The sequence below is a fragment of the Cupriavidus sp. SS-3 genome (genome assembly GCF_035818815.1).
GTDB classification, from domain to species: domain Bacteria; phylum Pseudomonadota; class Gammaproteobacteria; order Burkholderiales; family Burkholderiaceae; genus Cupriavidus; species Cupriavidus taiwanensis_C.
The window spans coordinates 1-25,557 of the sequence record NZ_JAYLVT010000024.1 but is presented as its reverse complement, the minus strand read 5'-3'; the positions used below and the strand labels follow the sequence as shown (position 1 = coordinate 25,557).

Genomic DNA, 25,557 nt, shown 5'->3' with positions numbered 1-25,557 from the left:
AGCGCCCCGTGAGCAAGACCGCTGACATCGCGCGCGCGCCCGCGCCCAAGGCCCGGCGCGCCGACCCCGTGGTCGACGAGGCCGCCGAACTGCTCGACAGCGGCGCGCTGCCCGGCATGGCCGACGCCGCCGCGCGCGCGATGATGGACCGCGCCATGCGCATCGTGCCGGCACGGCCCGAGTCGCGCGTGGCCGAGCAGCCGGGTTTCGTGCTGCACGCCTGGCCCTACCGCGAGACCAGCCTGATCCTGGACGTGTTCACGCGCGACTACGGCCGCATCTCGATGGTGGCCAAGGGCGCCAAGCGCCCGCACTCGGCGTTGCGCGCGGTGCTGCAGCACTTCCACCCGGTCTCGGTGTCATGGAGTGGCCGCGGCGAGGTCAAGACCCTCACCAAGGCCGAGTGGGTTGGCGGCATGCCGCCGCTGGCCGGCGACGCGCTGCTGTCGGCGTTCTACCTGAACGAACTGCTGATGCGCTTCTGCCCGCGCGAGGACGCGCATCCGGTGCTGTTCCGACATTACCTGTCGACGCTGACGCGGCTGGCGCATGGTGAGCCGGCCGGCCTGGTGCTGCGCAGTTTCGAGCGCGTGCTGCTGCAGGAAACGGGTTTCGCGGTGGCGTTCGACCAGTGCCTGAGTACCGGCGAGCGGGTGCTGCCGGGCCTCGACTATGTCTACCAGCCCGAGCGCGGCGTGCGCCGGGCTCAGCCGAGCGATCCGTCGACGTGGCCGGTGGTCTCGGGCCAGACCCTGCTGGACATGGCGCAGGACGACTACAGCCGCGCGCAGACTGCCGCGCAAAGCCGCGCGCTGATGCGGTTCCTGCTGCATTATTATCTGCCAGGTGCGCCGCTGAAGACGCGCCAGATACTGATCGACCTGCAGTACCTCTGACCGACAAGAACCTCCGACTTACTCCTGCACCTGCTCGCATGATCTTCCACGCAAATCCGGGCGTCATCGACCTTGGCGTCAATATCGACCACGTGGCCACGCTGCGCAACGCGCGCGGCACGGTGTACCCCGATCCCATTCGCGCCGCGCTGCTGGCGGAACAGGCCGGCGCCGACCTGATCACGCTGCACCTGCGCGAAGACCGGCGCCATATCCGCGATGCCGACGTGCGCTCGCTGCGCCCGCAGCTGGCCACGCGCATGAACCTGGAATGCGCAATCACGCAGGAGATGCTCGACATCGCCTGCGAGATCCGCCCGCAGGACGTGTGCCTGGTGCCGGAGCGCCGCGAAGAGGTGACCACCGAGGGCGGGCTGGACGTGGCCGGCCGCTTCGAACAGGTCAAGGCCGCGTGCGCGCAGCTCGCCGGTGCCGGCATCCGCGTGTCGCTGTTTATCGATCCGGACGCCGACCAGATCGCTGCGGCCGCTGCCTGCGGCGCGCCCGTGATCGAACTGCATACCGGGCGCTATGCCGATGCGCATACGCCGCAGGAGCAGGCGGCCGAGTTCCGCCGCATCGCCGACGGGGCCGATGCCGGCCAGAAGCACGGCCTGGTGGTCAATGCCGGCCACGGTCTGCACTACACCAACGTGCAGCCGATCGCGGCACTGCCGGGCATCAAGGAGCTGAACATCGGCCATGCCATCGTCGCGCATGCGGTATTCGCGGGCTGGGAGAACGCGGTGCGCGAGATGAAGGCGATCATGGTGGCCGCGCGCCTGGGCACGCAATATCCTGCCGGGGGCACCCCGGCGTGATTTACGGCATCGGCACCGACATCATCCAGATCGCGCGCGTGCAGGGCGTGATGACGCGCACCAACGGCCGTTTCGCCGAAAAGGTGCTGGGCCCCGACGAACTGGCCAAATACCACGCCCGCAAGGCCCGTTCGGAAAAGCGCGGCCTGGCGTTCCTGGCGACGCGCTTCGCGGCCAAGGAGGCGTTCTCCAAGGCGATCGGCCTGGGCATGCGCTGGCCGATGACGTGGCGCGCGATGGAACTGATGAACCTGCCGTCCGGCGAGCCCACCGCGGTGTGCCGTGGCGAGCTCGCTGCGTGGCTGGCGGAACGCGGGCTGGTCGTGCGGGTCAGTGTCAGTGACGAACATGATTACGCAGTCGCCTTCGCCATTGCCGAGCGCAGCGGCGCGGCGGCGTCTCAACCTACAGCCTTGTGAACCCAACCCCTTCCATGTCCAAGAAGAATTCCGGCAAGCGGCCGGGCCCGGTGGTCCTCGATGTCGTCGGCAAGCAGCTCGACGCGGAAGACGCGCGCCGCATCGCGCATCCGCTCACCGGCGGCGTGATCCTGTTCGCGCGCAATTTCGAGTCGCGCGCGCAACTGCAGGCACTGACGCGCGCGATCCGCGCCGTGCGCGACGATGTGCTGATCTGCATCGACCATGAAGGCGGTCGCGTGCAGCGCTGCAAGACCGACGGCTTTACCCACCTGCCGGCGATGCACCGCCTGGGCGAACTGTGGGAACGCGACGTGCTGGCCGCGACCAAGGCGGCGGTCGCCTGCGGCTACGTGCTGGCCGCCGAGCTGCGCGCCTGCGATATCGACCTGAGCTTCACCCCGGTGCTGGACCTCGACTACGGCCGCAGTGCCGTGATCGGTGACCGCGCCTTCCACGCCGACCCGCGCGTGGTGTCGATGCTGGCCGGCCACCTGAACCACGGCCTGCTGCTGGCCGGCATGAGCAACTGCGGCAAGCACTTTCCCGGCCACGGCTACGTCGAGGCGGATTCGCACGTGGCGATCCCGGTCGACGAACGCACGCTGGACCAGATCCTCGGCCAGGACGCGCGCCCGTATGAATGGCTGGGGCTGTCGCTGTCGTCGGTGATGCCGGCGCACGTGATCTATCCCAAGGTCGACCCCAGCCCGGCCGGCTTCTCGCGCTACTGGCTGCAGGACGTGCTGCGCGCGCAGCTGGGCTTCGAGGGCGTAATCTTCAGCGACGACCTCAGCATGGAAGGCGCCAGCGTCGCCGGCACCGTCACCGAGGCCGCGCGCGCCGCGCTGGGCGCGGGCTGCGACATGGTGCTGATCTGCAACCACCCCGACCGCGCCGACCAGCTGCTGAGCGAGCTCGACGTCGAGATCGGCAAGCCCTCGCAGCGCCGTATCCGCAAGCTGTTCGCGCGCCGCAAGCCGCTGGACTGGAACAAGCTGCAGCAGGAGGGCGAATACCGCGCCGCACTACGCACGCTGAAGGAACACGAGCTGATCGCCTGAACGCGTGCGCCGCGCGTCGTGCGCAAACAAAAATGGCAGCCAAGGCTGCCATTTTTTATTGCACGCCCCGCGCTGAAGCGGGGCCAGACCAGCGCCTTAGTTGGCGCGGCTGCGGTATTCGCCGGTGCGGGTGTCGATTTCGATCTTGTCGCCGATGTTGCAGAACAGCGGCACTTGCAGTTCGAAACCGGTGTTGATCTTGGCGCCCTTGAGCACCTTGCCCGACGAGGTGTCGCCCTTGACGGCCGGCTCGGTGTAGACGATTTCGCGGACCAGCGTGGTCGGCATTTCGACCGAGATGGCCTTGTCGTTGTAGAACACGACTTCGACGTTCATGCCGTCCTCGAGGTAGTTCAGCGAGTCACCCATGCTGTCCTTCTCGACTTCGTACTGGTTGTAGTCGGCGTCCATGAACACGTACATCGGGTCAGCGAAGTACGAGTAGGTGCATTCGCGGCGCTCGAGCACCACCACTTCGAACTTGTCGTCGGCCTTGAACACCGACTCGCCCGGTGCGTCCGTCAGCAGGTTCTTGTACTTCATCTTGACCACAGCGGCGTTGCGGCCCGACTTGTTGTACTCGGCCTTCTGCACGACCATCGGATCGCCGCCGATCATGAACACGTTACCGACGCGGAGTTCCTGTGCGATTTTCATCTGAACTGATTTCCTGAAAAATAAAGTCTAGGAATTTGGAATGGCGAAGGCGCGCTGCCGGCGTGCCCGCGGTAAGCCCGCGAGAGCCCGGATCCACGCGCTCGCGACCCCGTGCCCAGCTTGCTTTAAGCCATTGCCCCGCGTGGTGGTACACGCCCGGCAAGGCCCTGGTTCTCCGGCCCGGTCGCCATTTGGATCAACCGGTTATTTTACCTGATTTTCGCAGAACGCCACCAGGTTGGCGGCAAGGTCGCCGGGATGCTGCAAGCGCCGCTCCCAGCGCGGCGCGATCGCCGCAAGTGCGGGCAGCTGCGCTCGCAGGCGCGGCCAGTCGGGCGCATTGCCGTAGCCGTTCCAGGCGTGCCAGAAATCGGCCAGTGCGGCCGCCGCTGCCGGCGCCACGCCGCTTTTCGTGAAGAGTTCCAGCCAGGCATCGAGCTTGACCCGGTGGGCCTCGTCGTCCTGAGGATAGATGTGCCAGACCAGCGGCCGCGCCGCCCACTGCGCGCGCACGAAGGAGTCCTCGCCGCGCACGAAATTAAGGTCGCAGGCCCACAGCAGTTCGTCATAGTGTTCCTGCCGCACGAAGGGAATGGCCTGCACGCACAGGCTGCCGCGCGCGAGCGGCCGGTGCGGCTCCAGCGGGGCGCCGAGCCACTCCGCCACCTGCCGGGCCGCCAGGCCGGCCGGCACCAGGCAATGGACGGCCTCGGTGCCGTCGCGCCATTGCTCCAGCAGCGAAGGCAGCACGGGGGTGCGGTAGGCGAACAGGCTCACGCGCAGCGCATCGGTCAGCGGGGTCACGCCCAGCCGGTGCCACAGTGATGCCTGCGCCGCCGCGCCGTCGAGGAACGCGGCACGCTGCGCGCCCAGCATCGATTCACGCAGCAGCCCGCCGGTGCCGGGTTCGAAGCCCGGGAAGAAGAAGTGCTTGACCAGCGGCAGGCGCGGATGGGGCGAGGGCATCGCGTGATGTTCGCGCACCCAGGCTTCCGCGCTCAGGTATTCCAGGTTAATCCACGCGGGTTTGGGCGCGCGCGCCGCCATGCGCTCGAGGAACGCCGGCGGCAGGTGGCAGGCGAAGGCTTCGATGACGGCATCGTGCGGCATTGCGCCGGCGGTGCCGTCCGCTTCTCCGGCCGCGGCTGACGGATGCCAGGGGCGGATTTCCACGCCGGCGAGGTGCTGGATCGCGGCGGCTGTGTCCAGCTCCGGCGCCAGCCGGGCGAAGCTGGCCAGGTCGTCGACCCACAGCCGCACTGCGTGCCCGTGCTCCTGCGCCAGCTGGCGGGCCAGCCGCCAGCAGACGCCGATGTCGCCGAAGTTGTCGATCACGGTGCAGAAGATGTCCCAGGAACGGATAGGCATGAGAGGTGGTGGTCGGCGGGGCGCGCGGTTGAATTGCTCTAAACTTGCGATTTTAGAGGCCGCGCGGCATTGACGCGCGCCGGTCCGCAGCGGTCACCGTCCTCACATGTCAGACCAGCAACCCGATTCCCCGAAACCCGCCGACGAGGTACCGGCCGAGGCGCACGCCGAGATGCCTTCCGCCGCGCCAGCGGAAACGCAGGCAGAAACGCAGGCAGAAGCGCCGCCTGAAGCGCCGCCTGAAGCCCTGGCCGAGGCTCCGGCCGAGCCCTTCGATGCGCGCCCAGTCATTTCGCGCCTGCCTGGCCTGCCGGGCGTCTACCGCTATTTCGACGCGAACGGCAATGTGCTGTACGTGGGCAAGGCGCGCGACCTGAAGAAGCGGGTGTCGAGCTACTTCAACAAGACCCAGCTGTCGCCGCGCATCGCGATGATGGTGTCGCGCATCGCGCGCATCGAGACCACGGTGGTGCGCACCGAGGCCGAGGCGCTGCTGCTCGAGAACAACCTGATCAAGGCGCTGGCGCCGCGCTACAACATCCTGTTCCGCGACGACAAGTCGTACCCGTTCCTTAAGCTGAGCGGGCACCGCTTCCCGCGCATGGCGTACTACCGCGGCGCCACCGACCGCAAGCACCAGTACTTCGGCCCGTTCCCGAGCGCCTATGCGGTGCGCGAAAGCATGCAGATCCTGCAGAAGGTGTTCCAGCTGCGCACCTGCGAGGACACCGTCTTCAACAACCGCACGCGGCCGTGCCTGCTGCACCAGATCCACCGCTGCACCGGGCCGTGCGTCAATGCCATCAGCGAGGACGACTACGCGCGCGATGTCGCCAACGCGGCGCGCTTCCTGCAAGGCCGCCAGAGCGAGGTGCTGGAGGGCCTGCAGGGCAAGATGGAGCAGCACGCCGAGCGCCTGGAATTCGAGCAGGCGGCGGCGGTGCGCGACCAGATCGCGGCGCTGTCGACCGTGCTCAAGCGCCAGGCGGTGGAAGAGGTGGGGGGCCAGGCGCGCGACATCGACGTGCTGGCGGTCGCGGTCGAAGGTGGCCGCGCCTGCGTCAACCTAGCCATGGTGCGCGGCGGGCGCCACCTGGGCGACAAGGCCTACTTCCCGGCCCATGCGGATGAAGCGGCGATGATCGTCGAGGACGCCGACGAGCGCGCCGAAGACAGCGCCGACGAGTCCGGCGCCGCGGCCGCCGCGCTGCCGCTGACCGTGGACCGCATTGCCACGCGCGTGCTGTCGGCCTTCATGGTGCAGCACTACCTGGAGCAGTCGGCGCCGCCCATCATCGTGGTCAGCCATGTGCCGGACGATGGCGCGGTGCTCGAGGCCCTGGCGCTGCACGCAGGGCGCAAGGTCACGCTGGTGCGCCAGCCGCAGGGCCAGCGCAAGATCTGGCTGGAGATGGCGCAGCAGGGCGCGGCGCTGGCGCTGTCGCGCCGCCTGGCCGAGCAGGGCAGCCAGGAAGCGCGCACGCGCGCGCTGGCGGAAACCATCGGGCTGGACCTGGAGGATCTGGCGCTGCTGCGCGTCGAGTGCTTCGACATCAGCCATACCGCCGGCGAGGCCACGCAGGCGTCGTGCGTGGTGTACCACCACCATGACATGCAGAACAGCGAATACCGCCGCTATAACATCCAGGACATTATTCCCGGTGACGACTACGCGGCGATGCGGCAGGTGCTGACACGGCGCTACCAGAAGCTGGTCGAACAGATCCAGGAAGACGGCGGCATCGAGGGTAGCAGTGAAGCCGCGGCGCTGGTGCCGCAGATCGTGCTGATCGACGGCGGCAAGGGCCAGGTCGAGGTGGCGCGGCAGGTGTTCGAGGAGCTGGGTCTGGATATCGGCCTGCTGGTCGGGGTCGCCAAGGGGGAGGGCCGCAAGGTCGGCCTGGAGACGCTGGTGTTCGCCGATGGCCGCCCCGCGCTCGAACTGGGCCAGGGCAGTGCCGCGCTGATGCTGGTGGCGCAGATCCGCGACGAGGCGCACCGCTTTGCCATCACCGGCATGCGCGCGCGCCGCGCCAAGACGCGCACCACCTCGCGCCTGGAAGAGATCGAGGGAATTGGCGCGCGCCGGCGCCAGAAGCTGCTGACCCGCTTTGGCGGCCTGCGCGGCGTGATGGCCGCGAGCATCGACGAACTGGCCAGCGTCGAGGGCATTTCGCGCGGCCTTGCCGAGGAAATCTACCGGCAGCTGCACTGACCGCGCCCGCCCGCGACCGGCGGCGGGCCGGCACGCCAATCGCCGGAAATGCTCGATTGGCCCGGAAATCGGCGACAATCGCAGGATTGGTTACCGTCCCCCGCCGTCCGAGTTCCATGCCCTTCAATATCCCGATCCTGCTGACCTGGCTTCGCGTCGCCATGATTCCACTGGTGGTAGGGGTCTTCTACCTGCCCGACGCCTGGCTGCCGATGCATACCAAGAACGTTACCGCGGCGGCGTTCTTCATCATCGCCGCGGTAACCGACTGGCTGGACGGCTTCCTTGCACGACGCTGGAACCAGACCTCGTCGTTCGGCGCGTTCCTGGATCCGGTCGCCGACAAGTTGATGGTGACCGCGGCGCTGCTGTCGCTGCTGGCGCTGGACCGGGTCACCGACCTGATCGCGCTGGTTATCATCGGGCGCGAGATCACGATTTCGGCGCTGCGCGAGTGGATGGCGCAGATCGGCGCCTCCAAGAGCGTCGCGGTGAATTTCCTCGGCAAGCTCAAGACCACCGTGCAGATGGTGGCGATTCCGCTGCTGCTGTTCAGCGACCGCCTGTTCGGCTTCGATGCCCATCTGCTTGGCACCTGGATGATCTATGTGGCGGCGGTGCTGACGCTGTGGTCGATGATCTACTACATGAAGCTGGCGTGGCCGCAGATCCGCGAACGCAGCAACGTGGTGGCACGCGCGGGCGCGCCCAAATGAAAAGAAATTCGAAAAAGTGGTTGACGCAGAGGGCTGTTCTTTGCATAATCTCATTCTCGTTGCTGACGACGCAAACGAAAGCAGCGAGATAAGGTGGGTTTGGCGCAAGATGTTGTGAGATATCTGCGTGTTGCGGCATAAAGCACCTTAATACGATTTCAGCAGTGCCCTGCGGGAGTAGCTCAGTTGGTAGAGCGCAACCTTGCCAAGGTTGAGGTCGCGAGTTCGAGACTCGTCTCCCGCTCCAGGTCAAAACAGGGTCCGGCAGCGCGGTCATCGCGGTGCGGGGCTGGCAGTCAAAGTTGTATGCGGGAGTAGCTCAGTTGGTAGAGCGCAACCTTGCCAAGGTTGAGGTCGCGAGTTCGAGACTCGTCTCCCGCTCCAATCCCCAAAGGGAAGCCACGCTTCCCTTTTTGTTTGGGTTGAATCGCCGCACGCGGCGGCCGCGGCTGAATGCGGATACAATCCAGCAGCACGTCACCTGGCGGGGTGGCAGAGTGGTTATGCAGCGGCCTGCAAAGCCGTGTACGCCGGTTCGATTCCGACCTCCGCCTCCAGTTGCAAGCAGAACGGCGCCTTTTGGCGCCGTTTTTGTTTTCCCGGGCCGGCTGCGCCGCCGGGACGTGGCGGGCATGTTACATTACTCCTGTCGTACGCTTTTCGGGGGGCTCCGCGGCCTGGTTCGCGGGGCAGCAAGTCAATCGCCATCCCTGATCCGTGACGCGCCGCCGGCGTGTCCGGGGCCGCTGCGGCATTTCCCGTTCTTCCCCGTTCCGATGCTGCTGCCGAGGGTTGCGGCGACTGTCCCGCGCTGACCGCTGGTGCGCGCCGGATGCGCTGTGCCACTTGCCAGGGCAAGGGAGCGGGTTAGCCGTTCAGCCCCTGACACGAGGAATCCCGCGCGCATGCATCACGCCACCCCGCTTATCAGTACCATCGTCGGCGGTATCGTCCTGGCCTTTATCCTTGGCGCGGTCGCCAGCCGGCTGCGGCTGCCGCCTTTGATCGGCTACCTGTGCGCGGGCATCGTGGTGGGGCCGCATACCCCCGGCTACACCGCCGACCAGGCGCTGGCGCCGGAACTGGCCGAGCTGGGCGTGATCCTGCTGATGTTCGGCGTGGGCCTGCATTTTTCGGTCAAGGACCTGATGGCGGTCAAGCGCATCGCCATTCCGGGTGCGGTGGTGCAGATCGGCATCGCCACGCTGATGGGCATGCTGGTGTCCTGGGGCTTCGGCTGGTCGTGGGGGCAGGGGCTGGTGTACGGGCTGGCCTTGTCGGTGGCCAGCACCGTGGTGCTGCTCAAGGCGTTGCAGGAGCGTGACCTGGTGGAATCGCCGCAGGGGCGCATCGCCGTCGGCTGGCTGATCGTGGAAGACCTGGCGATGGTGCTGGCGCTGGTGCTGCTGCCGGCGATGGCGGGCCTGCTGGCGGGCGCGGGCGCGGCTTCCGGCGATGCCGCCCCTGGCACTGGCGAGGTGGTGCTGGCGATCTTCGCCACGCTGGGCAAGGTGGCGGCGTTCGTCGCCGTGATGCTGGTGATCGGCCGCCGCTTTATCCCGTGGATGCTCGAGCGCATCGTCTGGACCGGCAACCGCGAGATGTTCCGCCTGGGCGTGCTGGCGACGGCGCTGGGCGTGGCCTATGGCGCTTATGCGCTGTTCGGCGTGTCGTTCGCGCTGGGCGCGTTCTTTGCGGGCATGGTGCTGGCGGAATCCGAGTTCAGTCACCGCGCGGCCGAGGAATCGCTGCCGCTGCGCGACGCCTTCGCCGTGCTGTTCTTCGTTTCGGTGGGCATGCTGTTCGACCCGATGGTGCTGGTGAACGACCCCTGGGGCGTGCTGGCGACGGTGTTTATCATCGTGGTCGGCAAGTCGCTGGCGGCGCTGGGGATCGTGCGTGCCTTCGGGCATTCGGGGCAGACCGGCATGACCATTGCCGTCAGCCTGGCGCAGATCGGCGAGTTCTCGTTCATCCTCGCCAGCCTGGGCGTCTATCTGAAGATCCTGCCCGAACGTGGCCAGGCCCTGATCCTGGCCGGCGCGCTGCTGTCGATCATGCTCAATCCCGTGCTGTTCCACATGCTCGACCTGTACACCGCGCGCCGCAGCCGCGGCGCGGATCCCCAGCCGGCCTGACGGGTTTCCTGAGCGGCTTCCTTCAGGCGCCGATGCGCGGCGCCATGGTGCGCAGGTATTCGGTGAACGCCAGCAGACCCTGGGTCGGGAACTTGTCCTGGTGCACCACCAGTTGCAGGGGGCGCACGATGCGCGGCAGGCCCTCGCGGATCGCCACCAGCGTGCCGCGCTCGAGTTCGTCGCGCACCACGTGCAGCGACAGGCAGCTGACGCCGAAGCCGCTCATCACCGCGCGCTTGATGGCCTCGGCATTGCCCAGTTCCAGCGCGAAGCGCAGTTCGCCCAGCAGCGGCACCAGCCGCTCCTCGATCACCTCGCGCGTGCCCGAGCCGGGCTCGCGCACGATCCATTCGGCATCGCGCAGTGCCACCAGGTCATGGGGCGCCGCGGCCAGCGGATGGGAGGGGCCGACGATCACCACCATCTCGTCGTCGCACCAGCGCACGCTGCGCAGGTCGCGTTCATGGCTGGCGCCCTCGACCAGGCCGATATCGGCTTCGAACTGCAGCAGCGACTGCAGCACTTCGCGGGTATTGCCGATGCGCAGGTCGAGCGTGCACGGGCCGCTGCGCGAGTGGCGGAAGCCCGCCAGCAGGGGCGGCAGCATATAGCTGCCGATGGTGTTGCTGGCGGCGATGCGCAGCTGGACCCCGGTCTGGCCGGCAAAGCGCTCCAGTTCCTGGGCCTGGTCCAGCAGCGACAGCGCGCGCGGAAAGAACTGGCGACCGGTCTCGTTGATGCTGAGGCGGCGCGCGATGCGGTCGAACAGCGGGCTGTCCAGCGCGCGCTCCAGTTCGGCCAGGGAGGCGCTGACCGCCGACTGCGACATCGCCAGCGCCTGGGCCGCGGCCATGGTGCTGCCATGCTGGGCCACCGCCACGAAGACGGACAACTGACGCAGCGTCAGACGCAGCGGGCGCTGCTCCGGCCGCAGCGCGGCTGGCGGGGTGGGGTGAAGGTCCATATCGAAAATATCAATAACGCATAACGATATTACCCGTTTTACGGGTTAGATGGGCACCATTACGCTGGAGTCACTAAAGCACACCAACCCGAGCCTGCCATGTCTTCCGTCTCCAGCCCCCGCACTCCGGCCACCGCGCCAGCCTCCGCGCCGGCCTTGCCGCCGCCCTGGTCGCAGCGCTTGCTGACGCTGCTCCCGCTGGGCGGCATCGCCTGGCTGGCGATTGCGCTGGCCGAGCATCCGGCGGTATCGCGCTACGGGCTCAGCGCGCTGACGCTGGCCATGTGCGCCGGCATGGTCGCGGCCAATACGCTGCCGCGCCATTGGCTGGCGCCGCTGGCTCCCGGCATGCAGGTGGCGCGGCACTACCTGCTGCGGCTGGGCGTGGCTTTGTACGGGCTGCGCCTGACTTTCGCCTCGATCGTCGCGCTCGGCTTGCCGGGCATTGCCGTGCCGCTGACCATGCTGGTCGCCACGCTGCTGTTCGGCACCTGGGTCGGAACAAGTTTCTTCGGCCTGAGCCGTCGCGAGGCGATCCTGGTCAGTTCCGGCAGCGCCATCTGCGGCGCGGCCGCGGCCATCGCGGTGTCGTCGGTGGTGCGCACCGATGACAAGCAGACTGCCGTGGCGGTGGCGACGGTGGTGCTGTTCGGTACCGTCGGCATGCTGCTCTATCCCTACCTGTACGAACTGGCCACCGGCCACTGGCATTGGGCCGTGACCGAGCGCATGTTCGGCATCTTCACCGGGGCTACGCTGCACGAGGTGGCGCAGGTGATCGCCGCCAGCAAGATGATCAGCGAACCGACCGCCGACGCCGCCGTGGTGGCCAAGATGGTGCGCGTGCTGGCCTTGGGCCCGCTGCTGCTGGTGATGGCGCTGTGGCCGCAGGGAGGCTCGCAAGCGGCCCAGTCCGGCGCCGGCGCCGGCCGCCTGCGCGGCATCATGAAGTCGGTGCCGTGGTTCGCGGTGGGCTTTGTCGCGGTGATGGCGGTGAACTCGGCCGGGGCCGTTCCGGCTGCCTGGAAGGCGCCGCTGATCGCGCTGGACAACTGGCTGCTGGCCTGTGCGATGCTGGCGATCGGCCTGCACACCCGCATCGGCGACCTGGTGCGCGCCGGCCGCAAGCCGCTGGCGCTGGCCGGGGTGCTGTTCGTGTTCCTGATGGGGGTGGGGGCGCTGATGTGCTACGCCATGGCGTGACGGCGCAGTCAGAAGCCAGGCTATAAAGGGGGCGATGGCCCCCTTTTTATTTTGCTGCAAGTCTGGCGGCCGTCAGCAGCGAGCGGCGGTCCGCAGGATGTTGCCGCCACGCAAATGGCGGCAACCGTGGATTGGTGCCCGAGGCCGGAATCGAACCGGCACGCCTTGCGGCGAGGGATTTTCTTCCCACTTCGGCTTTCGCCGCCAGCGCGGGCGCTGTTCGTGGGCTGGAGCACGCCTTCACCATAGCCTTGCGGCCGTAGGTGCCCGCCGTCTGCTCTCTACACCTTCCCAACCATGCGGAGGGGCTTGGCTCGGCGTTGGCTCGGATGCCATGCATCCAGGGCGTTCGCCGACTTTGACGGGCGTCACTTCGGGCGTTTCCCCCCGAAGGCTCAAATTGTTCAAGTCCCTTGTGTCTACCGATTTCACCACTCGGGCGCGAGCGCTGCGTTGGTCCCGATCGGCGCCAGAGCGGCCCCGGTTGCTGCAGCGCGCGGCAAGCCCGATATTGTGGTGGCTCCGCATCCCGGATGCAAGCTACGGCGTCGACGAAAGGGCAGGGTCGCGAGCGCGCCGACACCTCAAGCGAGCCTCAAGCGAAAAGTGACGACACTGTTACGGCTGGTAACAATGTCGTGTGCGCCGTTGCACCTGGAAATTTCCGAACCCCTACAATATCAGTTACGAGAAATCCCACTTTGCGAGGCGGATATGAAACGTTGGTGGCTTGCAGCATTCGGTATTGCCGCCGGGTTGGCGTCTGGCGCAGCCATGGCCCATGTCAGCGTTGGCGTGTCCGTCGGCGTTCCGGGCGTGGTGATCGGTGCGCCGGCGTATTATCCGCCCGCTCCGGCCTATTATGGCCCGCCGCCCGTCGTGGTGGCGCCGGCTCCGGTCTATTATGGTCCGCCGCCGGTGGTGGTGCGCCCGCGCCCGGTCTACTACGGTCCTGGCTATTATGGTCCGCCGCGTTATTACGGCGGCCACCGTGGCTACTATGGCCCGCCGGGCTATCACCGCGGCCATCGGCATGGTCACGGTCATGGTCACGGTCACGGCAAGTGGCGCGATTAAGCTTTGTCTTCGATTCAGCTTGTCCAAAAGGAAAGGGCCCCAACTGCGGGCCCTTTCCTTTTGGCGCTGCATTGCGACATAACGGTGCGGGGCTGGTTCCGGAAGGCGTGACGCAATTTGATCGAGGTCAAAATATTTGAACAGACTGCTCAAAGCATCACCTGCATCAAGATAAGGGTTTTCCCTAAACTACTTGTGTGACATCGCGATGACGCCGAGACACCTGGCCAGCGATGCCGTGACCAACCAAGAAGCAAGGGGAATCTCATGAAGATCAAACAAGCCGTGATTGCCGCCGCCGCACTGGCGTTCCTGGGCACTGCGTCCACCGCCTCGTTCGCCGCGGTCGGCAAGGTCGACCCGTATCTCGACGGTGCCAAGATCGGCGCCGTGGATCCGTACACCGATGGCGCCAAGGTCGGCAAGCCGGATCCGTTCACGGATGGCGCGCGCGTCGGCAAGACTGACCCGTTCACCGACGGCGCCCGCGTGGGCAAGCCCGATTCGTTCACCGACGGCGCCTGATCGCACCGCTGCAGTCGTCGCATCACCAATGGCCCGCTCGCGGGCCATTTTGCCGTGGTGAGCACGGCGGGGCGCGGCACGTGGCAGCCGCTTGCCATGACGGTGGCGCAGGTGCGGCGCTATACTTCGGCCTCAATCCAAATCTATGACCAGGAGAGTGGCATGCAGCAAAAGACGGTTCTGACGGCAGACGATGTGAAGAAGATCATGGCCGCAGCGGAAACCGAGGCAAAGAACCATCACTGGGCCGTGTCGATCGTCGTGGTCGACGATGGCGGCCATATGCTGGCCATGCAGCGCCTGGACGGCGCCGCGCCGATCTCGGCCTATATCGCCGGCGAGAAGGCCCGTACCTCGGCGCTGGGCCGCCGTGAGTCGAAGGTCTACGAAGACATGATCAACAACGGCCGCTACTCGTTCATGACGGCGCCGGTGCTGCAGGGCATGCTGGAGGGCGGCGTGCCCATCGTCTGCAACGAGCAGGTGGTGGGCGCCGTCGGCGTGTCGGGCGTGAAGTCGACCGAGGACGCGCAAGTCGCGCGTGCCGGCATCGCCGCGCTGGGCCTGTAAGGCGATCGCGCCGGCGCCGGCGACGGTGCATGAAAATGCCCCGCAGGCACGGCCTGCGGGGCGGCATAAAAGAGGGCATGGCTGGGTACGGCCGGCCTGGCGTGGGGTCTGACTCCCGCCCGCGGCACGCATACCTGGCTACTGCCCAACACCTCGTTCCGAGGTGGTCCCCACAAAAGTCTTGGCTGCCACGTTCGTGGCGTCCGCGCCAGGCGCGGATTTCGAATCGCTTCCTCCGGGCTGCGTTCCTGCCGCATCGCCGCGGGGCCGCGTCATTTCGTCAGGATCAGCTTGCCGTAGCGCGTCACGCGCAGGGTGTAGACCTCGCCGTTGTGCAGGATCGGCAGCGTGTTGGCCCCGCGCATGATGGCTTCCAGCGCTACCGGCTCGCCGGCAGGCGCCGAACTCAGGCTGTCGCGCACCAACGCTTCCAGCCGCGCGGGCAGGGCGGCCACGGCGGACTTGACCGAGGCGATCGCCGACGGGGTGGTCTTGGCGCTGGCGTCCCGGCGCGGCTGCGCGGCCACGTCGACGCGGCGCAACGACAGGCGGCGGCGGGTGACTTCACGGGGTTGCGACAGCGGCAGGGAAAGTGTGCTCATCATCTGGCTCCGTTCTGCGATAGGAGAGTAAGGGGTGTGCAACCCGGAGCGGCCATGCCGAACCGGGCGCAGTCGATGGAAAGATATTAAATGAGAATTGTTATCATTACAATAGTCTCTCGCTAAGAATCAGGCAACGACCATGTCCCGTGCCGCGGCGCGCGCTGGCCGCACTGTAGGAACTGGCGGCACCATGACAAAAGGGCACCCGAAGGTGCCCTTTGTCGTTGGCGGGCGCCCGCAGGCGCCGGCTTACTGCTTGGGTTCGGTGATGAAACCGATCTTGCCCAGGCCGCCATGCTGTGCGGCGGCCATGACCTCGGCCACGCGCTCGTAGCGCACCTCGCGGTCAGCGCGCAAATGCAGTTCAGGTTGCGGCTGCTGCTGCGCGGCCAGTGAGATATTGCTTTCCAGCGTGGCCTGGTCCACTTCCACCTGGTTCCAGAAGACCTTGCCGCTTGCATCGATCGAGACGTTGATGTTCTGCGGCTTCGGGTCGTTCGGCGAGTTGGTGGCGCGCGGCAGGTCGATCTTCACCGCGTGGTTGATCACGGGGATGGTGATGATGAAGATGATCAGCAGCACCAGCATGACGTCGACCAGCGGCGTCATGTTGATTTCGCTCATCACCTCGTCGTCGTCCCCTTCGAGAGTGCCGAATGCCATGATGACTTCCTTGCTAGCGGTTTAGCGCTGTGCCGTGGCCAGGCGCACGGTGCCGTCATCGGCGCGGGCGCCGGTGGGGCGAACGCGCGCGCCGGTGACGAAGTAGGCGTGCAGGTCGTGGGCGAAGCGGTTGAGCTTCGAGATCACCGACTTGTTGCCGCGGGTGAGGGCGTTATAGCCCAGCACGGCGGGGATTGCCACGGCCAGGCCGAAGGCGGTCATGATCAGCGCCTCGCCCACCGGGCCGGCAACCTTGTCGATGGTCGGCACGCCCGAGGCGCCGATGCCGATCAGCGCGTGGTAGATGCCCCACACGGTGCCGAACAGGCCGACGAACGGCGCGGTCGAGCCCACCGAGGCCAGCACGGCCAGGCCCGACTGCATGCGCGCCACCGATTCATCGATGGAGCTCTTCAGCGAGCGGGTCAGCCAGTCGGAGATGTCCATCACGTCGTGCAGCTGCGGTTGGCTGGCGCGGTGGTGCTGGGCGGCTTCCTTGCCGGCGATGGCGAGCGTGCGGAAGGGGTTGGCATCGCCGGCGCCCAGGGTTTCCAGGGCGTGGTCGAAATCGTCCGAGTGCCAGAAGCGCTTTTCCGCGCCTTGCGCCATCTTCTTCAGGCGCACCAGATCCCACGCCTTGGTCAGGATCACGATCCATGAGGCGAGCGACATGATCAGCAGAATGATGGCGGTCGCACGCATGACGAAGTCGCCTTGCGACCAGAGGTGGGTGAGTCCGAGGTCCTGCATGTGTTGGTTTCCTGGTGAGTTCGCTTGGTTTAGGTCAGATCAGAGATCGGAAATCTGGGGCGGTCAGTTCAGCTCGAAGCCGATCGGCTGCTGCGCCGTGACGGCGACGGCGCGGCCGTTGTCCATGTAGGGCTTACAGCGCATGGCCTGCACGGCTTCGACCGCGGCCTGGTCAAGCCGCGACGAACCGCTCGACGACACCACCGAAGTCTTCACGACCTTGCCGCTTTCGTCGGTGGTCAGCCGCACCACGGCCTTGCCGGTCTCGCCCATGCGGCGCGACTGGGAAGGATACTTCGGTTGCGGCGGCGTGCACTGGATTTCGCCAATGCCGACGGCACGCGGCGCGGCCGACACCGGTGCCGGGGTGGGCTCGGGCGGTGCGGGAGGCGCCGGCGGGGCCGGTGGCGCCTCAGGCGCCGAAGGCGTCGGCGGCAGGTCGGCGACCGGTTGCGGTGCCGGCTTGGGCTGCGCCGGCGTCGGCTTGGGCGTGGTCACCTTGACCTGCTTGGGCGGGGTTTCCTGCTTGGGCTTCGGCTTGGGCGGCTCCGGCGGGGCCTCCTGCTTGGGCGGCTCGAGCGGAATGATGCGCGCGATGATTTCCGGCGCGATCACGGCCTCGGTGAGCTTGCGGCCCAGGCCGCTCTGGATCAGGTAAAGCAGGCCGGCGTGGAACAGCAGGACGGCGAGCGTAATCTTTAAGAAGCGTTGGTCGAACATGTGTCAACAACAAAAGTCTGCCGGCGGCGATACCTCGGCGGCCGTGCGCCGTCACTTGCGGTAGAACAGGATCAGCGAGATGCCGCAACCGACCAGCAGGCTAAGCAGCAATTCCATGATAAACGCTCCTTCAACTGGGTTGCCGTGGGAGCGCCACTCTGGGGCAGCGTGTCAGCTGCTGAGTATAAACGATAATGATTCTTATTTGTTGTGATTTGTGCGTCGCAACTGGAATTTTCCGCCCGCGCGCGTTATACCGGCAAGTCCCGGCGGCAAATCGGGAGGGGGCAATACGGTTGAATCATGCGCGCTGGCACGCCATCGCACCGCGCCGCGCTTCGGTGCCCCAGGCCACCCTGGCCGGCGCCGGCCGCGCACGGGCGCGCCCGCGGGGCGGGAAAGCGCGCTAGCATAGAAAGACACTGCAGACGTGGCGGTGCGCCTGTCGCGGCCCGCCATTGCGCATCGCGCGCTCGGGGACCCGTTCATGGACTTCACACGTTTTGCTGAAGATGACCGATCGACGCTGCTGCGCTCCATGCCCGGCGCATCGTCCAGCTCGGCGCTGGACTGGATGTGCGCGCAGTTCGCGTTGCGCGTGGTTTGCGCGCTGGGCCCGCGCTTCAACCTGCGCAGCAATATCAACGATGTCCTGACCGTCAGCGCGCAGGAGATGGTGTGGCCGTACGGCGTGGTGCTGCGCGTGCAGCGCTTCCTGGCCGCGCGCTGCGCCGACATGCCCGCCTGGAAGGGCGCGGCGCGCCTGACCCCGGAAGAATTCCTCGACCGCCACGGCCAGTGGAACAGCGCCTTCGACGAAAGCGCGCTGTTCTATTACCTCGACGAGTACGTCAAGCATCACGCCAAGGACATGTTTGCCGTGTTCGACGCGTCGGCCGCGGCGATCGCCCAGCGGCTCGAGGGCGAGCGCGTGCTGCTGGTGCGCAATATCGACATGCTCAGCCACGTGCTGGACCTGCCCGACCACGAGCGCAAGCTGCTGCTGTATGCGGCGCTGGCCAAATACAAGCGCGACCTGCGCGCGGTGATGGTCGACTGCAAGGTCGCGCACAGCCAGGAGGCGTTCCAGATCCTGGCCGGCCTGACCGGGGCCGGCGCGGCCGACGTGGCGGCGTCGCTGCGGCCCGGCTCGCGGCTGGAGACGCTGAACCTGATCGAGCAGCCGCTGCCGGAAAACAGCGTGACCGACCTCGGCGACCTGATGCGGCTGTCGGACCGGCTGCTGCACGTGCTGCTCGGCAACTACGCCAACGAGGCCGAGATGATGGCGGTCTTCACCCGCCCGGCCGCGCCGCCCACGCTGACCACCGCCGACTATCCGCACGTGGAGACCGACGCGCGCTACCTGCGCGCGCTGCTCGCCAATGCCACGCGCCAGCACGCCAGTGGCGTCAACGTGCTGATCTACGGCCCGCCCGGCACCGGCAAGACCGAATTCGCCCGGCTGCTGGCGCGCGAGGCCGGCTGCGAGCTGTATGAGGTCGATTGCCTGGATCGCGACGGCAACAGCCTGTCGGGCAAGGACCGCTACCGCTCGCTGCAGGTTTCGCAGGCGTTCCTGCGCGGGCGCGCCCATACCGCGCTGCTGTTCGACGAAGTCGAAGACGTGTTCCCGGGCAGCGCGCGCGAGCTGATGAGCCTGTTCGGGCAGGAGGACACGCGCGCCTCGGTCAACGGCAAGGCCTGGGTCAACCAGACGCTGGAGCAGAACCCGGTGCCGGTGATCTGGATTTCCAATTCGATCCGGCAGATCGATCCGGCCTACCTGCGCCGCTTCCAGTTCCACCTCGAGCTGAAGATCCCGCCGCCGCTGGTGCGCGAGAACATCATCCGCAAGCACCTGGGCGGGCTGGATGTCAGCGATGCCTTTATCACCGGGCTGGCCGGGCGCAAGACGCTGACGCCGGCGCAGGTGCAGTCGGCGGCGCGCTTTGTCGAACTGGCGCGGCCGAACTTGGAAGAATCGGTGGAAGAGCCGGTGGAGGCGCTGATCCTGCGCCAGCTCGAACATGCCGACCGTGCCATGGGCCTGCGCCCGGAGGCGGAGGCACGCCCGGTGGTGACGCACTACCGGCTGGAGAACCTGCACCTCGAGACCCGCTACGACGTGGTCAAGATCGTCGACGCGCTGCGCGTGCGCCAGCGCGGCACGCTGTGTTTCTATGGCCCGCCCGGCACCGGCAAGACCGCGCTGGCCGAGCATATCGCGGCCGAGCTGGACCTGCCGCTGATGATCCGGCGCGCCTCGGACCTGATGAGCAAGTACGTGGGCGAGACCGAGCAGCAGATCGCCGCGATGTTCGCGCGTGCGGAAGAGGACGGCGCGGTGCTGCTGCTGGACGAGGCCGACAGCTTCATGCAGAGCCGCCAGCAGGCGGTGCGCAACTACGAGATCTCCGAGGTCAACGAGATGCTGCAGGGCATGGAGCGCTTCAACGGCATCTTCATCTGCACCACCAACCTGTTCGACCGCATCGACGAGGCCGCGCTGCGCCGCTTCTCGTTCAAGATCCGTTTCCTGGCGTTGAAGCCCGCGCAACGCGTGGCCATGTTCGTCGACGAGGCCCTCGACGGCGACGCCGCCGGCCTGACCGACGCCATGCGCGCGGACCTGGATGCGATGGATTGCCTGACGCCCGGCGACTTTGCCACGGTCAAGCGGCAGTGCGTACTGCTGGGCGAGGCGCTGACGCCGGACGAATTCCTGGCACAGCTGCGCCAGGAACACGCGATCAAGCCCGAGGTGCGCGAGCACCGGCCGCTGGGCTTCCTGCGCTAGCCCAGGGCGCCGGTCAGCATGCCGGCGCCGGCTCGATCACCACGGTTTCCGCATCGGCCTGCGCCTGCAGCAGCGCCGCCACCATCGCGCGCAGGTGCGCGGCATCCTTGGTCGAGAGAAAACGGTTACGGCCGGCGGCATCGGGCGGCGCGGCCAGCCCGTGCTCGGCCAGCTTGCGCGCCAGCTGGCGCGCCACCGCGCTGCCGGTATCGACCAGCGTCAGCCGGTTGCCGGCGATGGCACGGATGGCGCCTGCCAGGAAGGGGTAGTGCGTGCAGCCCAGTACCAGGGTGTCGGCGCCGGCTTCCAGCATCGGCGCGAGATAGGCGTCCAGGCGCTCGCGCACCGCGGGTCCGTCGATCTGGCCTTGCTCGACCAGCGTCACCAGTCCCAGCCCGGCCTGGCACAGGAAGCGGCTTTCACCGTCCAGCGATGCCAGCAGCCGCGCGAACTTGGCGCTCTTGAGCGTATTGGCGGTCGCCAGCACCCCGACCACCTTGCTGCGGCTGGCCGCGGCGGCGGGTTTCAGGCCGGGTTCGACGCCGATGATCGGCACCGGCAGCCGCTCGCGCAGCAATGCCACGGCATGGCCGGTGGCGGTATTGCAGGCGATCACCAGCGCCTTGCAGCCCTGGCCGATCATCCACTCGCAGGCCTGCAGCGTGCGTGCTTCGACAAAGCGTTCGGGCTTTTCGCCGTAGGGCGCGTACTTCGAGTCGGCCAGGTACAGCAGCGGCTCATGCGGCAGCAGGGCGCGGATCTCGCGCAGCACCGACAGGCCGCCGAGGCCGGAATCGAAGACGCCGATGGGTGCGGGGTTCACTGGGATGCGGGGATGGCAGGAAAGAGGGCAGAAAAAAGCCGGGTCGGAACCCGGCTTTTCGAGCGCGACGGCAGATTCTACCGTCCCGGCGCGTGGCGGCTTACAACGCGGCGACCGGAATCTTGCCGATCTTGGCTTGCCATTCCGCCGGACCGGTCTTGTGCACCGAGGTGCCTTCGCTGTCCACGGCCACCGTCACCGGCATGTCCTTGACGTCGAACTCGTAGATGGCTTCCATGCCCAGATCTTCGAAGCCGACTACCTTGGCTTCCTTGATCGCCTTGGCCACCAGGTAGGCGGCGCCGCCCACGGCCATCAGGTAGGCCGACTTGTGCTTCTTGATGGCCTCGATTGCCACCGGGCCGCGCTCGGCCTTGCCGATCATCGAGATCAGGCCGGTTTCGGCCAGCATCATCTCGGTGAACTTGTCCATGCGCGTGGCAGTGGTGGGGCCGGCCGGGCCGACCGCCTCGTCGCGCACCGGATCGACCGGGCCGACGTAGTAGATCACGCGGTTCTTGAAGTCCACCGGCAGCTTCTCGCCCTTGGCCAGCATGTCGGCGATGCGCTTGTGCGCGGCGTCGCGGCCGGTCAGCATCTTGCCGTTGAGCAGCAGGGTCTGGCCCGGCTTCCACGAGGCGACTTCTTCCGGCGTCAGCGTGTCCAGGTCGACACGCTTGGAGGTCTCGGTGTTCGGTGCCCACTCGACCTTCGGCCATTGCGACAGGTCCGGCGCTTCGAGCTTGGCCGGGCCGCTGCCATCCAGCGTGAAGTGCACGTGGCGGGTGGCGGCGCAGTTCGGGATCATCGCGACCGGCTTGGACGCGGCGTGCGTCGGGCAGGCCATGATCTTGACGTCCAGCACGGTGGCCAGGCCGCCCAGGCCCTGCGCGCCGATGCCCAGCGCGTTGACCTTCTCGTACAGCTCGACGCGCAGTTCTTCGACCCAGTCCTTCGGGCCGCGCGCGATGATGTCCTGGATGTCGATGGATTCCATCAGAGATTCCTTGGCCATCACCATCGCCTTCTCGGCGGTGCCGCCGATGCCGATGCCCAGCATGCCCGGCGGGCACCAGCCGGCGCCCATGGTCGGCACGGTCTTCAGCACCCAGTCGACGATCGAGTCCGACGGGTTCAGCATCACGAACTTGGACTTGTTCTCCGAGCCGCCGCCCTTGGCCGCGACCTGGATGTCGACGGTGTTGCCCGGCACCACTTCATAGTGGATCACCGCCGGGGTATTGTCCTTGGTGTTCTTGCGGCCGCCTTCGGGCGGGCTGACGATCGACGCGCGCAGCACGTTGTCGGGGTGCGTGTAGCCGCGGCGCACGCCCTCGTTGATCATGTCGGTCAGGCCCATGGTGGCGCCGTCCCAGCGCACGTCCATGCCCACCTTGACGAAGACCGTGACGATGCCGGTGTCCTGGCAGATCGGGCGCTTGCCTTCCGCGCACATGCGGCTGTTGGTCAGGATCTGCGCGATCGCGTCCTTGGCCGCCGGGCTCTGCTCCAGCTCATAGGCGCGGCCCAGGCTGGTGATGTAGTCCATCGGGTGGTAGTAGCTGATGTACTGCAGGGAGTCGGCGACGCTCTGGATGAGGTCTTCTTGCTTGATGACTGTCATTTTGTGGGGTGGGCAGCGGTGAAACACAGCCCGAAATCATACACTGAGCGGCGCCGCTCTGCCCGTCTGCATACAGCCGTCCACAGCCGGTAATGTGCGGCAAACGCCGCTGCCGGCGAACGCGCCGGCCCAAAAGCAAAAACCGCGGCACATGGCCGCGGTTAGTCAGCAAGGGGGGTTGGCCCCGCAAGCCGTCGTCAATGCTTGGCGTGCGCGCCGGCAGGGTGGGTCACCATGCGGTCCACCCACGCCATCGCCACTGCCGACAGCAGGAACGCCAGGTGGATCGCCACCTGCCACATGATGGTATGGGTAGTGCGCTGCTCGGCGTCGATAAAGGTCTTGAGCAGGTGGATCGACGAAATCCCGATCAGCGCCATCGACAGCTTGACCTTCAGCACGCCGGCGTTGACGTGGTCGAGCCATTCGGGCTCGTCGGGATGGTTGTCGATGCCAAGCCGCGAGACGAAGGTCTCGTAGCCGCCGACGATCACCATGATCAGCAGGTTGGAGATCATCACCACGTCGATCAGGCCCAGCACCACCAGCATGATCTTGTTCTCGTCGAACTCGGTCACGTGGGCGAGAAGATGCCAGACTTCGATCAGGAAATGGTAGACGTAGACGCCCTGGGCCACGATCAGGCCCAGGTACAGCGGCAGCTGCAGCCAGCGCGACGCGAAGATGATGCTCGGGATCGGCCGCAGGGTCTGGGGCTGCGGCTTGGGAATCGGGTTGGAAGCCATGGCGGGGCGGGGTCGGCGGAGTTGAAAATCGGCGTGGATTGTACCAAGCGACCATGGCAACGCTGTGTTACCAGCGGTAACCGCGGCCACGCCAGGCCGCTCAGGCCCGCGCGCCCGGCTCGGTCCCTGCCGCCTTGGCGCCCCACGCGCCGCGCGTGATCCGGCCCGGCCAGCTGGCCAGCACGATCCCCGCCAGCACGCACGCCAGCGCCACGCCGTGCGGCCAGCCCGGCTGCTCGCCCAGGAAGACGATGCCGTAGGTGGCGGCGGCCACCGGCAGCACCGAGGTGAAGACCCCGGCCAGCTGCGCCGGCACATGGCGGATGCCTTTCATCCACAGCCAGAACGAGAACACGCTGGCCGACAGCGCATACCACAGCACCATCAGCCAGGTCTGCGCCGGCACCGCGGCGGCGTCGAAGTTCAGCAGCGGCACCAGTCCCAGCGGCAGCATCAGCAGTCCGCCGATCAGGTGCGTGTAGGCGCAGATCTCGATCGCGGCCAGCGTCTGCGTGAGCCGGCGCGACAGGATCACGTAGATCGACTCGCACACCACCGCGCCCATGATCATCAGGTTGCCCAGCCAGGCCTGGCTGCCTGCGCCGGCGCCGTGGGAATCGCCGCGCGCGATGTTGAGCACGGCGATGCCGGCCACCGCCAGCAGCACCGACACCAGCGTGCGCCGCGACAGCCGTTCGCGCAGCAGCAGCCAGGACAGCAGCGCCACCGTGGCGGGGATGGTGCTGGTGATCACGCCGGCGGCCATGGCGCTGGTCAGGCGCACGCCGTTGAGCATCAGCAGCGTAAACAGGAAGGTGCCGAAGAACGCCTGCAGGAACAGGTTCAACCATTCTCCGCGCGAGACCCGACGCATGCGCGCGGGTCGGTACCAGGGCGCCAGGCAGACGATGGCGATGACAAAGCGAAGCAGCGCGAACAGCAGCACCGGCACATGCGCGATGATCGACTTGCCGAGTCCGACGTTGCTGCCGACCAGCGCCATCGAGGCAATCAGAAACAGCACGTAGACGGGAGCGAAGACAGGAGCGTTGGCGGGCACGGGTACTTGCCTCGGGGATCTTCCGGTCGACCGGCCGGCGGGGTGCACGGGCAAGCGTCCGTGCTGGTCGGTGCGGCGCCGCGTGGCAAGGGCCAGCGTCGCATTCAGGTATCAGGCTCGCGGCATTATAGCTGTGCTAGCCTAATGGAGAAGGCTGCACTTTCGCGGCGCGCCCCCCGATTCTTCCCGCTGCAATGCAACACGTTGCAGCGCCTGATCCTGCCGGCTGCAGGGATTTATCGTCAGGTTTAAGTAAGCCGTCGGGCGTAACGTGGCAGCCAAAGCCAGTCCAAAATCAGGAGACGAGTCCATGTCCGCCATCGAATCGGTGATGCAGGAGCATCGCGTGTTCAACCCGCCCGAGGCGTTTGCCAGCCAGGCCGCCATCCCCAGCATGGACGCCTACCGCGCGCTGTGCGACGAGGCCGAGCGCGACTACGAGGGCTTCTGGGCCCGCCACGCGCGCGAGTTGCTGCACTGGAACAAGCCCTTCACCAAGGTGCTGGACGAGAGCAATGCGCCGTTCTACAAGTGGTTCGAGGACGGCGAGCTCAATGCCTCGTACAACTGCCTGGACCGCAACCTGCAGAACGGCAATGCCAACAAGGTCGCGATCGTGTTCGAGGCCGACGACGGCACCGTCAGCCGCGTCACCTACCGCGACCTGCATGCCAAGGTGTGCCGCTTAGCCAACGGGCTGAAGTCGCTCGGCATCAAGAAGGGCGACCGCGTGGTGATCTACATGCCGATGTCGGTCGAGGGCGTGGTGGCGATGCAGGCCTGCGCGCGCCTGGGCGCGACGCACTCGGTGGTGTTTGGCGGCTTCTCCGCCAAGTCGCTGCAGGAGCGGCTGGTCGACGTGGGCGCGGTGGCGCTGATCACCGCCGACGAGCAGATGCGCGGCGGCAAGGCGCTGCCGCTGAAGGCCATCGCCGATGACGCGCTGGCGCTGGGCGGCTGCGAGGCCGTGAAGAACGTGATCGTGTACCGCCGCACCGGCGGCAATGTCGGCTGGACCGAGGGCCGCGACCGCTGGCTCGACGACGTCTGCGCCAACCAGCCCGATACCTGCGAGGCCGAACCCGTCGGCGCCGAGCATCCGCTGTTCGTGCTCTACACCTCGGGCTCCACCG

The 25,557-nt window shown here is 67.1% G+C and carries 24 protein-coding genes and 3 tRNA genes; 16 read left to right on the top strand and 11 right to left on the bottom strand.

Annotation, left to right across the window (positions count from 1 at the left end; genetic code table 11):
* Positions 1-8 precede the first annotated feature (8 nt).
* Genes recO through nagZ form a run of 4 tightly spaced genes read left to right on the top strand, consistent with a single transcriptional unit; the run spans position 9 to position 3,200 of the window.
* Entirely contained in the window at positions 9-896 is an 888-nt protein-coding gene (gene recO, locus U9J39_RS26505) for a DNA repair protein RecO (protein WP_326348538.1), read from the top strand.
* A 38-nt stretch (positions 897-934) separates the two neighbouring features.
* Positions 935-1,717, top strand: a complete 783-nt coding sequence (gene pdxJ / locus U9J39_RS26500; RefSeq protein ID WP_326348537.1) for a pyridoxine 5'-phosphate synthase — start codon at positions 935-937, stop codon at positions 1,715-1,717.
* Positions 1,714-2,136, top strand: a complete 423-nt coding sequence (gene acpS, locus U9J39_RS26495) for a holo-ACP synthase (RefSeq protein WP_326348536.1) — start codon at positions 1,714-1,716, stop codon at positions 2,134-2,136. The genes pdxJ and acpS overlap by 4 nt, the downstream gene beginning before the upstream one ends.
* Before the next feature lie 14 nt (positions 2,137-2,150).
* Complete coding sequence (gene nagZ, locus U9J39_RS26490) at positions 2,151-3,200, top strand: beta-N-acetylhexosaminidase (RefSeq protein WP_115710140.1); 1,050 nt, start codon at positions 2,151-2,153, stop codon at positions 3,198-3,200.
* 96 nt (positions 3,201-3,296) lie between these two features.
* Here the strand turns inward: nagZ and efp are convergent, their stop codons facing one another.
* Both efp and earP read right to left on the bottom strand, forming a co-directional pair.
* Positions 3,297-3,857, bottom strand: a complete 561-nt coding sequence (gene efp / locus U9J39_RS26485; protein ID WP_010814696.1) for an elongation factor P — start codon at positions 3,855-3,857, stop codon at positions 3,297-3,299.
* Between the two features lie 204 nt (positions 3,858-4,061).
* The gene (earP, locus tag U9J39_RS26480) at positions 4,062-5,225 is read right to left on the bottom strand and encodes an elongation factor P maturation arginine rhamnosyltransferase EarP (RefSeq protein ID WP_326348535.1); all 1,164 of its coding nucleotides are present in this window, start codon (positions 5,223-5,225) and stop codon (positions 4,062-4,064) included.
* Between the two features lie 172 nt (positions 5,226-5,397).
* Here earP and uvrC point away from each other — a divergent pair, with 172 nt between their 5' ends.
* The 6 genes from uvrC to U9J39_RS26450 all read left to right on the top strand — a co-directional run bounded on the left by uvrC (position 5,398) and on the right by U9J39_RS26450 (position 10,294).
* Positions 5,398-7,440, top strand: a complete 2,043-nt coding sequence (uvrC, locus tag U9J39_RS26475; RefSeq protein ID WP_439897358.1) for an excinuclease ABC subunit UvrC — start codon at positions 5,398-5,400, stop codon at positions 7,438-7,440.
* Between the two features lie 116 nt (positions 7,441-7,556).
* A complete protein-coding gene (gene pgsA / locus U9J39_RS26470; RefSeq protein ID WP_115680623.1) occupies positions 7,557-8,156 on the top strand; it encodes a CDP-diacylglycerol--glycerol-3-phosphate 3-phosphatidyltransferase in 600 nt (199 codons plus the stop codon).
* A 171-nt stretch (positions 8,157-8,327) separates the two neighbouring features.
* Positions 8,328-8,403: transfer RNA gene (locus U9J39_RS26465), tRNA-Gly, on the top strand.
* 61 nt (positions 8,404-8,464) lie between these two features.
* Positions 8,465-8,540 (top strand) — tRNA-Gly (locus U9J39_RS26460).
* A 99-nt stretch (positions 8,541-8,639) separates the two neighbouring features.
* Positions 8,640-8,713, top strand: a tRNA-Cys gene (locus tag U9J39_RS26455).
* Positions 8,714-9,061: 348 nt separating this feature from the next.
* Positions 9,062-10,294: a cation:proton antiporter domain-containing protein gene (locus U9J39_RS26450; RefSeq protein WP_115710134.1), complete on the top strand. Its 1,233-nt coding sequence runs from the start codon at positions 9,062-9,064 to the stop codon at positions 10,292-10,294.
* A gap of 22 nt (positions 10,295-10,316) precedes the next feature.
* On the opposite strand, the gene U9J39_RS26445 is transcribed toward U9J39_RS26450, so the two are convergent.
* Positions 10,317-11,258 (bottom strand): LysR family transcriptional regulator, encoded by a 942-nt coding sequence (locus U9J39_RS26445; RefSeq protein ID WP_116312831.1) that lies wholly within the window; start codon positions 11,256-11,258, stop codon positions 10,317-10,319.
* A gap of 99 nt (positions 11,259-11,357) precedes the next feature.
* On the opposite strand from U9J39_RS26445, the gene U9J39_RS26440 reads away from it, so the two are divergent.
* From U9J39_RS26440 to U9J39_RS26425, 4 genes are all read left to right on the top strand, one after another.
* Positions 11,358-12,461 (top strand): YeiH family protein, encoded by a 1,104-nt coding sequence (locus tag U9J39_RS26440; RefSeq protein ID WP_326348534.1) that lies wholly within the window; start codon positions 11,358-11,360, stop codon positions 12,459-12,461.
* Between the two features lie 714 nt (positions 12,462-13,175).
* Positions 13,176-13,538, top strand: a complete 363-nt coding sequence (locus U9J39_RS26435) for a hypothetical protein (RefSeq protein ID WP_116312829.1) — start codon at positions 13,176-13,178, stop codon at positions 13,536-13,538.
* Between the two features lie 267 nt (positions 13,539-13,805).
* Entirely contained in the window at positions 13,806-14,063 is a 258-nt protein-coding gene (locus U9J39_RS26430) for a hypothetical protein (protein ID WP_115680618.1), read from the top strand.
* A gap of 162 nt (positions 14,064-14,225) precedes the next feature.
* On the top strand, positions 14,226-14,633 hold the full coding sequence (locus tag U9J39_RS26425) for a heme-binding protein (RefSeq protein WP_062800826.1): 408 nt from the start codon (positions 14,226-14,228) through the stop codon (positions 14,631-14,633).
* 272 nt (positions 14,634-14,905) lie between these two features.
* Here the strand turns inward: U9J39_RS26425 and U9J39_RS26420 are convergent, their stop codons facing one another.
* The 4 genes from U9J39_RS26420 to U9J39_RS26405 all read right to left on the bottom strand — a co-directional run bounded on the left by U9J39_RS26420 (position 14,906) and on the right by U9J39_RS26405 (position 17,371).
* A complete protein-coding gene (locus U9J39_RS26420) occupies positions 14,906-15,235 on the bottom strand; it encodes a hemin uptake protein HemP (protein ID WP_115711686.1) in 330 nt (109 codons plus the stop codon).
* Between the two features lie 252 nt (positions 15,236-15,487).
* On the bottom strand, positions 15,488-15,901 hold the full coding sequence (locus U9J39_RS26415) for an ExbD/TolR family protein (RefSeq protein WP_115710127.1): 414 nt from the start codon (positions 15,899-15,901) through the stop codon (positions 15,488-15,490).
* Positions 15,902-15,922: 21 nt separating this feature from the next.
* Positions 15,923-16,651 carry a MotA/TolQ/ExbB proton channel family protein gene (locus U9J39_RS26410; RefSeq protein WP_326348533.1) on the bottom strand — a complete coding sequence of 243 codons (729 nt, stop codon included), beginning with the start codon at positions 16,649-16,651 and terminating at the stop codon, positions 15,923-15,925.
* 63 nt (positions 16,652-16,714) lie between these two features.
* The gene (locus U9J39_RS26405; RefSeq protein ID WP_326348531.1) at positions 16,715-17,371 is read right to left on the bottom strand and encodes an energy transducer TonB; all 657 of its coding nucleotides are present in this window, start codon (positions 17,369-17,371) and stop codon (positions 16,715-16,717) included.
* A gap of 487 nt (positions 17,372-17,858) precedes the next feature.
* Between U9J39_RS26405 and U9J39_RS26400 the strand changes: the two genes are divergently transcribed.
* Positions 17,859-20,171 (top strand): AAA family ATPase, encoded by a 2,313-nt coding sequence (locus U9J39_RS26400; protein ID WP_115711684.1) that lies wholly within the window; start codon positions 17,859-17,861, stop codon positions 20,169-20,171.
* A 13-nt stretch (positions 20,172-20,184) separates the two neighbouring features.
* On the opposite strand, the gene murI is transcribed toward U9J39_RS26400, so the two are convergent.
* The 4 genes from murI to U9J39_RS26380 all read right to left on the bottom strand — a co-directional run bounded on the left by murI (position 20,185) and on the right by U9J39_RS26380 (position 24,424).
* A complete protein-coding gene (murI, locus tag U9J39_RS26395) occupies positions 20,185-20,994 on the bottom strand; it encodes a glutamate racemase (protein ID WP_115710123.1) in 810 nt (269 codons plus the stop codon).
* Between the two features lie 100 nt (positions 20,995-21,094).
* Positions 21,095-22,618 carry a fumarate hydratase gene (locus tag U9J39_RS26390; RefSeq protein ID WP_115710122.1) on the bottom strand — a complete coding sequence of 508 codons (1,524 nt, stop codon included), beginning with the start codon at positions 22,616-22,618 and terminating at the stop codon, positions 21,095-21,097.
* Between the two features lie 197 nt (positions 22,619-22,815).
* On the bottom strand, positions 22,816-23,364 hold the full coding sequence (locus U9J39_RS26385) for a TIGR00645 family protein (protein ID WP_115680614.1): 549 nt from the start codon (positions 23,362-23,364) through the stop codon (positions 22,816-22,818).
* Between the two features lie 100 nt (positions 23,365-23,464).
* On the bottom strand, positions 23,465-24,424 hold the full coding sequence (locus U9J39_RS26380) for a DMT family transporter (protein ID WP_115710120.1): 960 nt from the start codon (positions 24,422-24,424) through the stop codon (positions 23,465-23,467).
* 310 nt (positions 24,425-24,734) lie between these two features.
* Between U9J39_RS26380 and U9J39_RS26375 the strand changes: the two genes are divergently transcribed.
* On the top strand, positions 24,735-25,557 hold an 823-nt coding region (locus tag U9J39_RS26375), incomplete at its 3' end, for an AMP-binding protein (protein ID WP_326348530.1).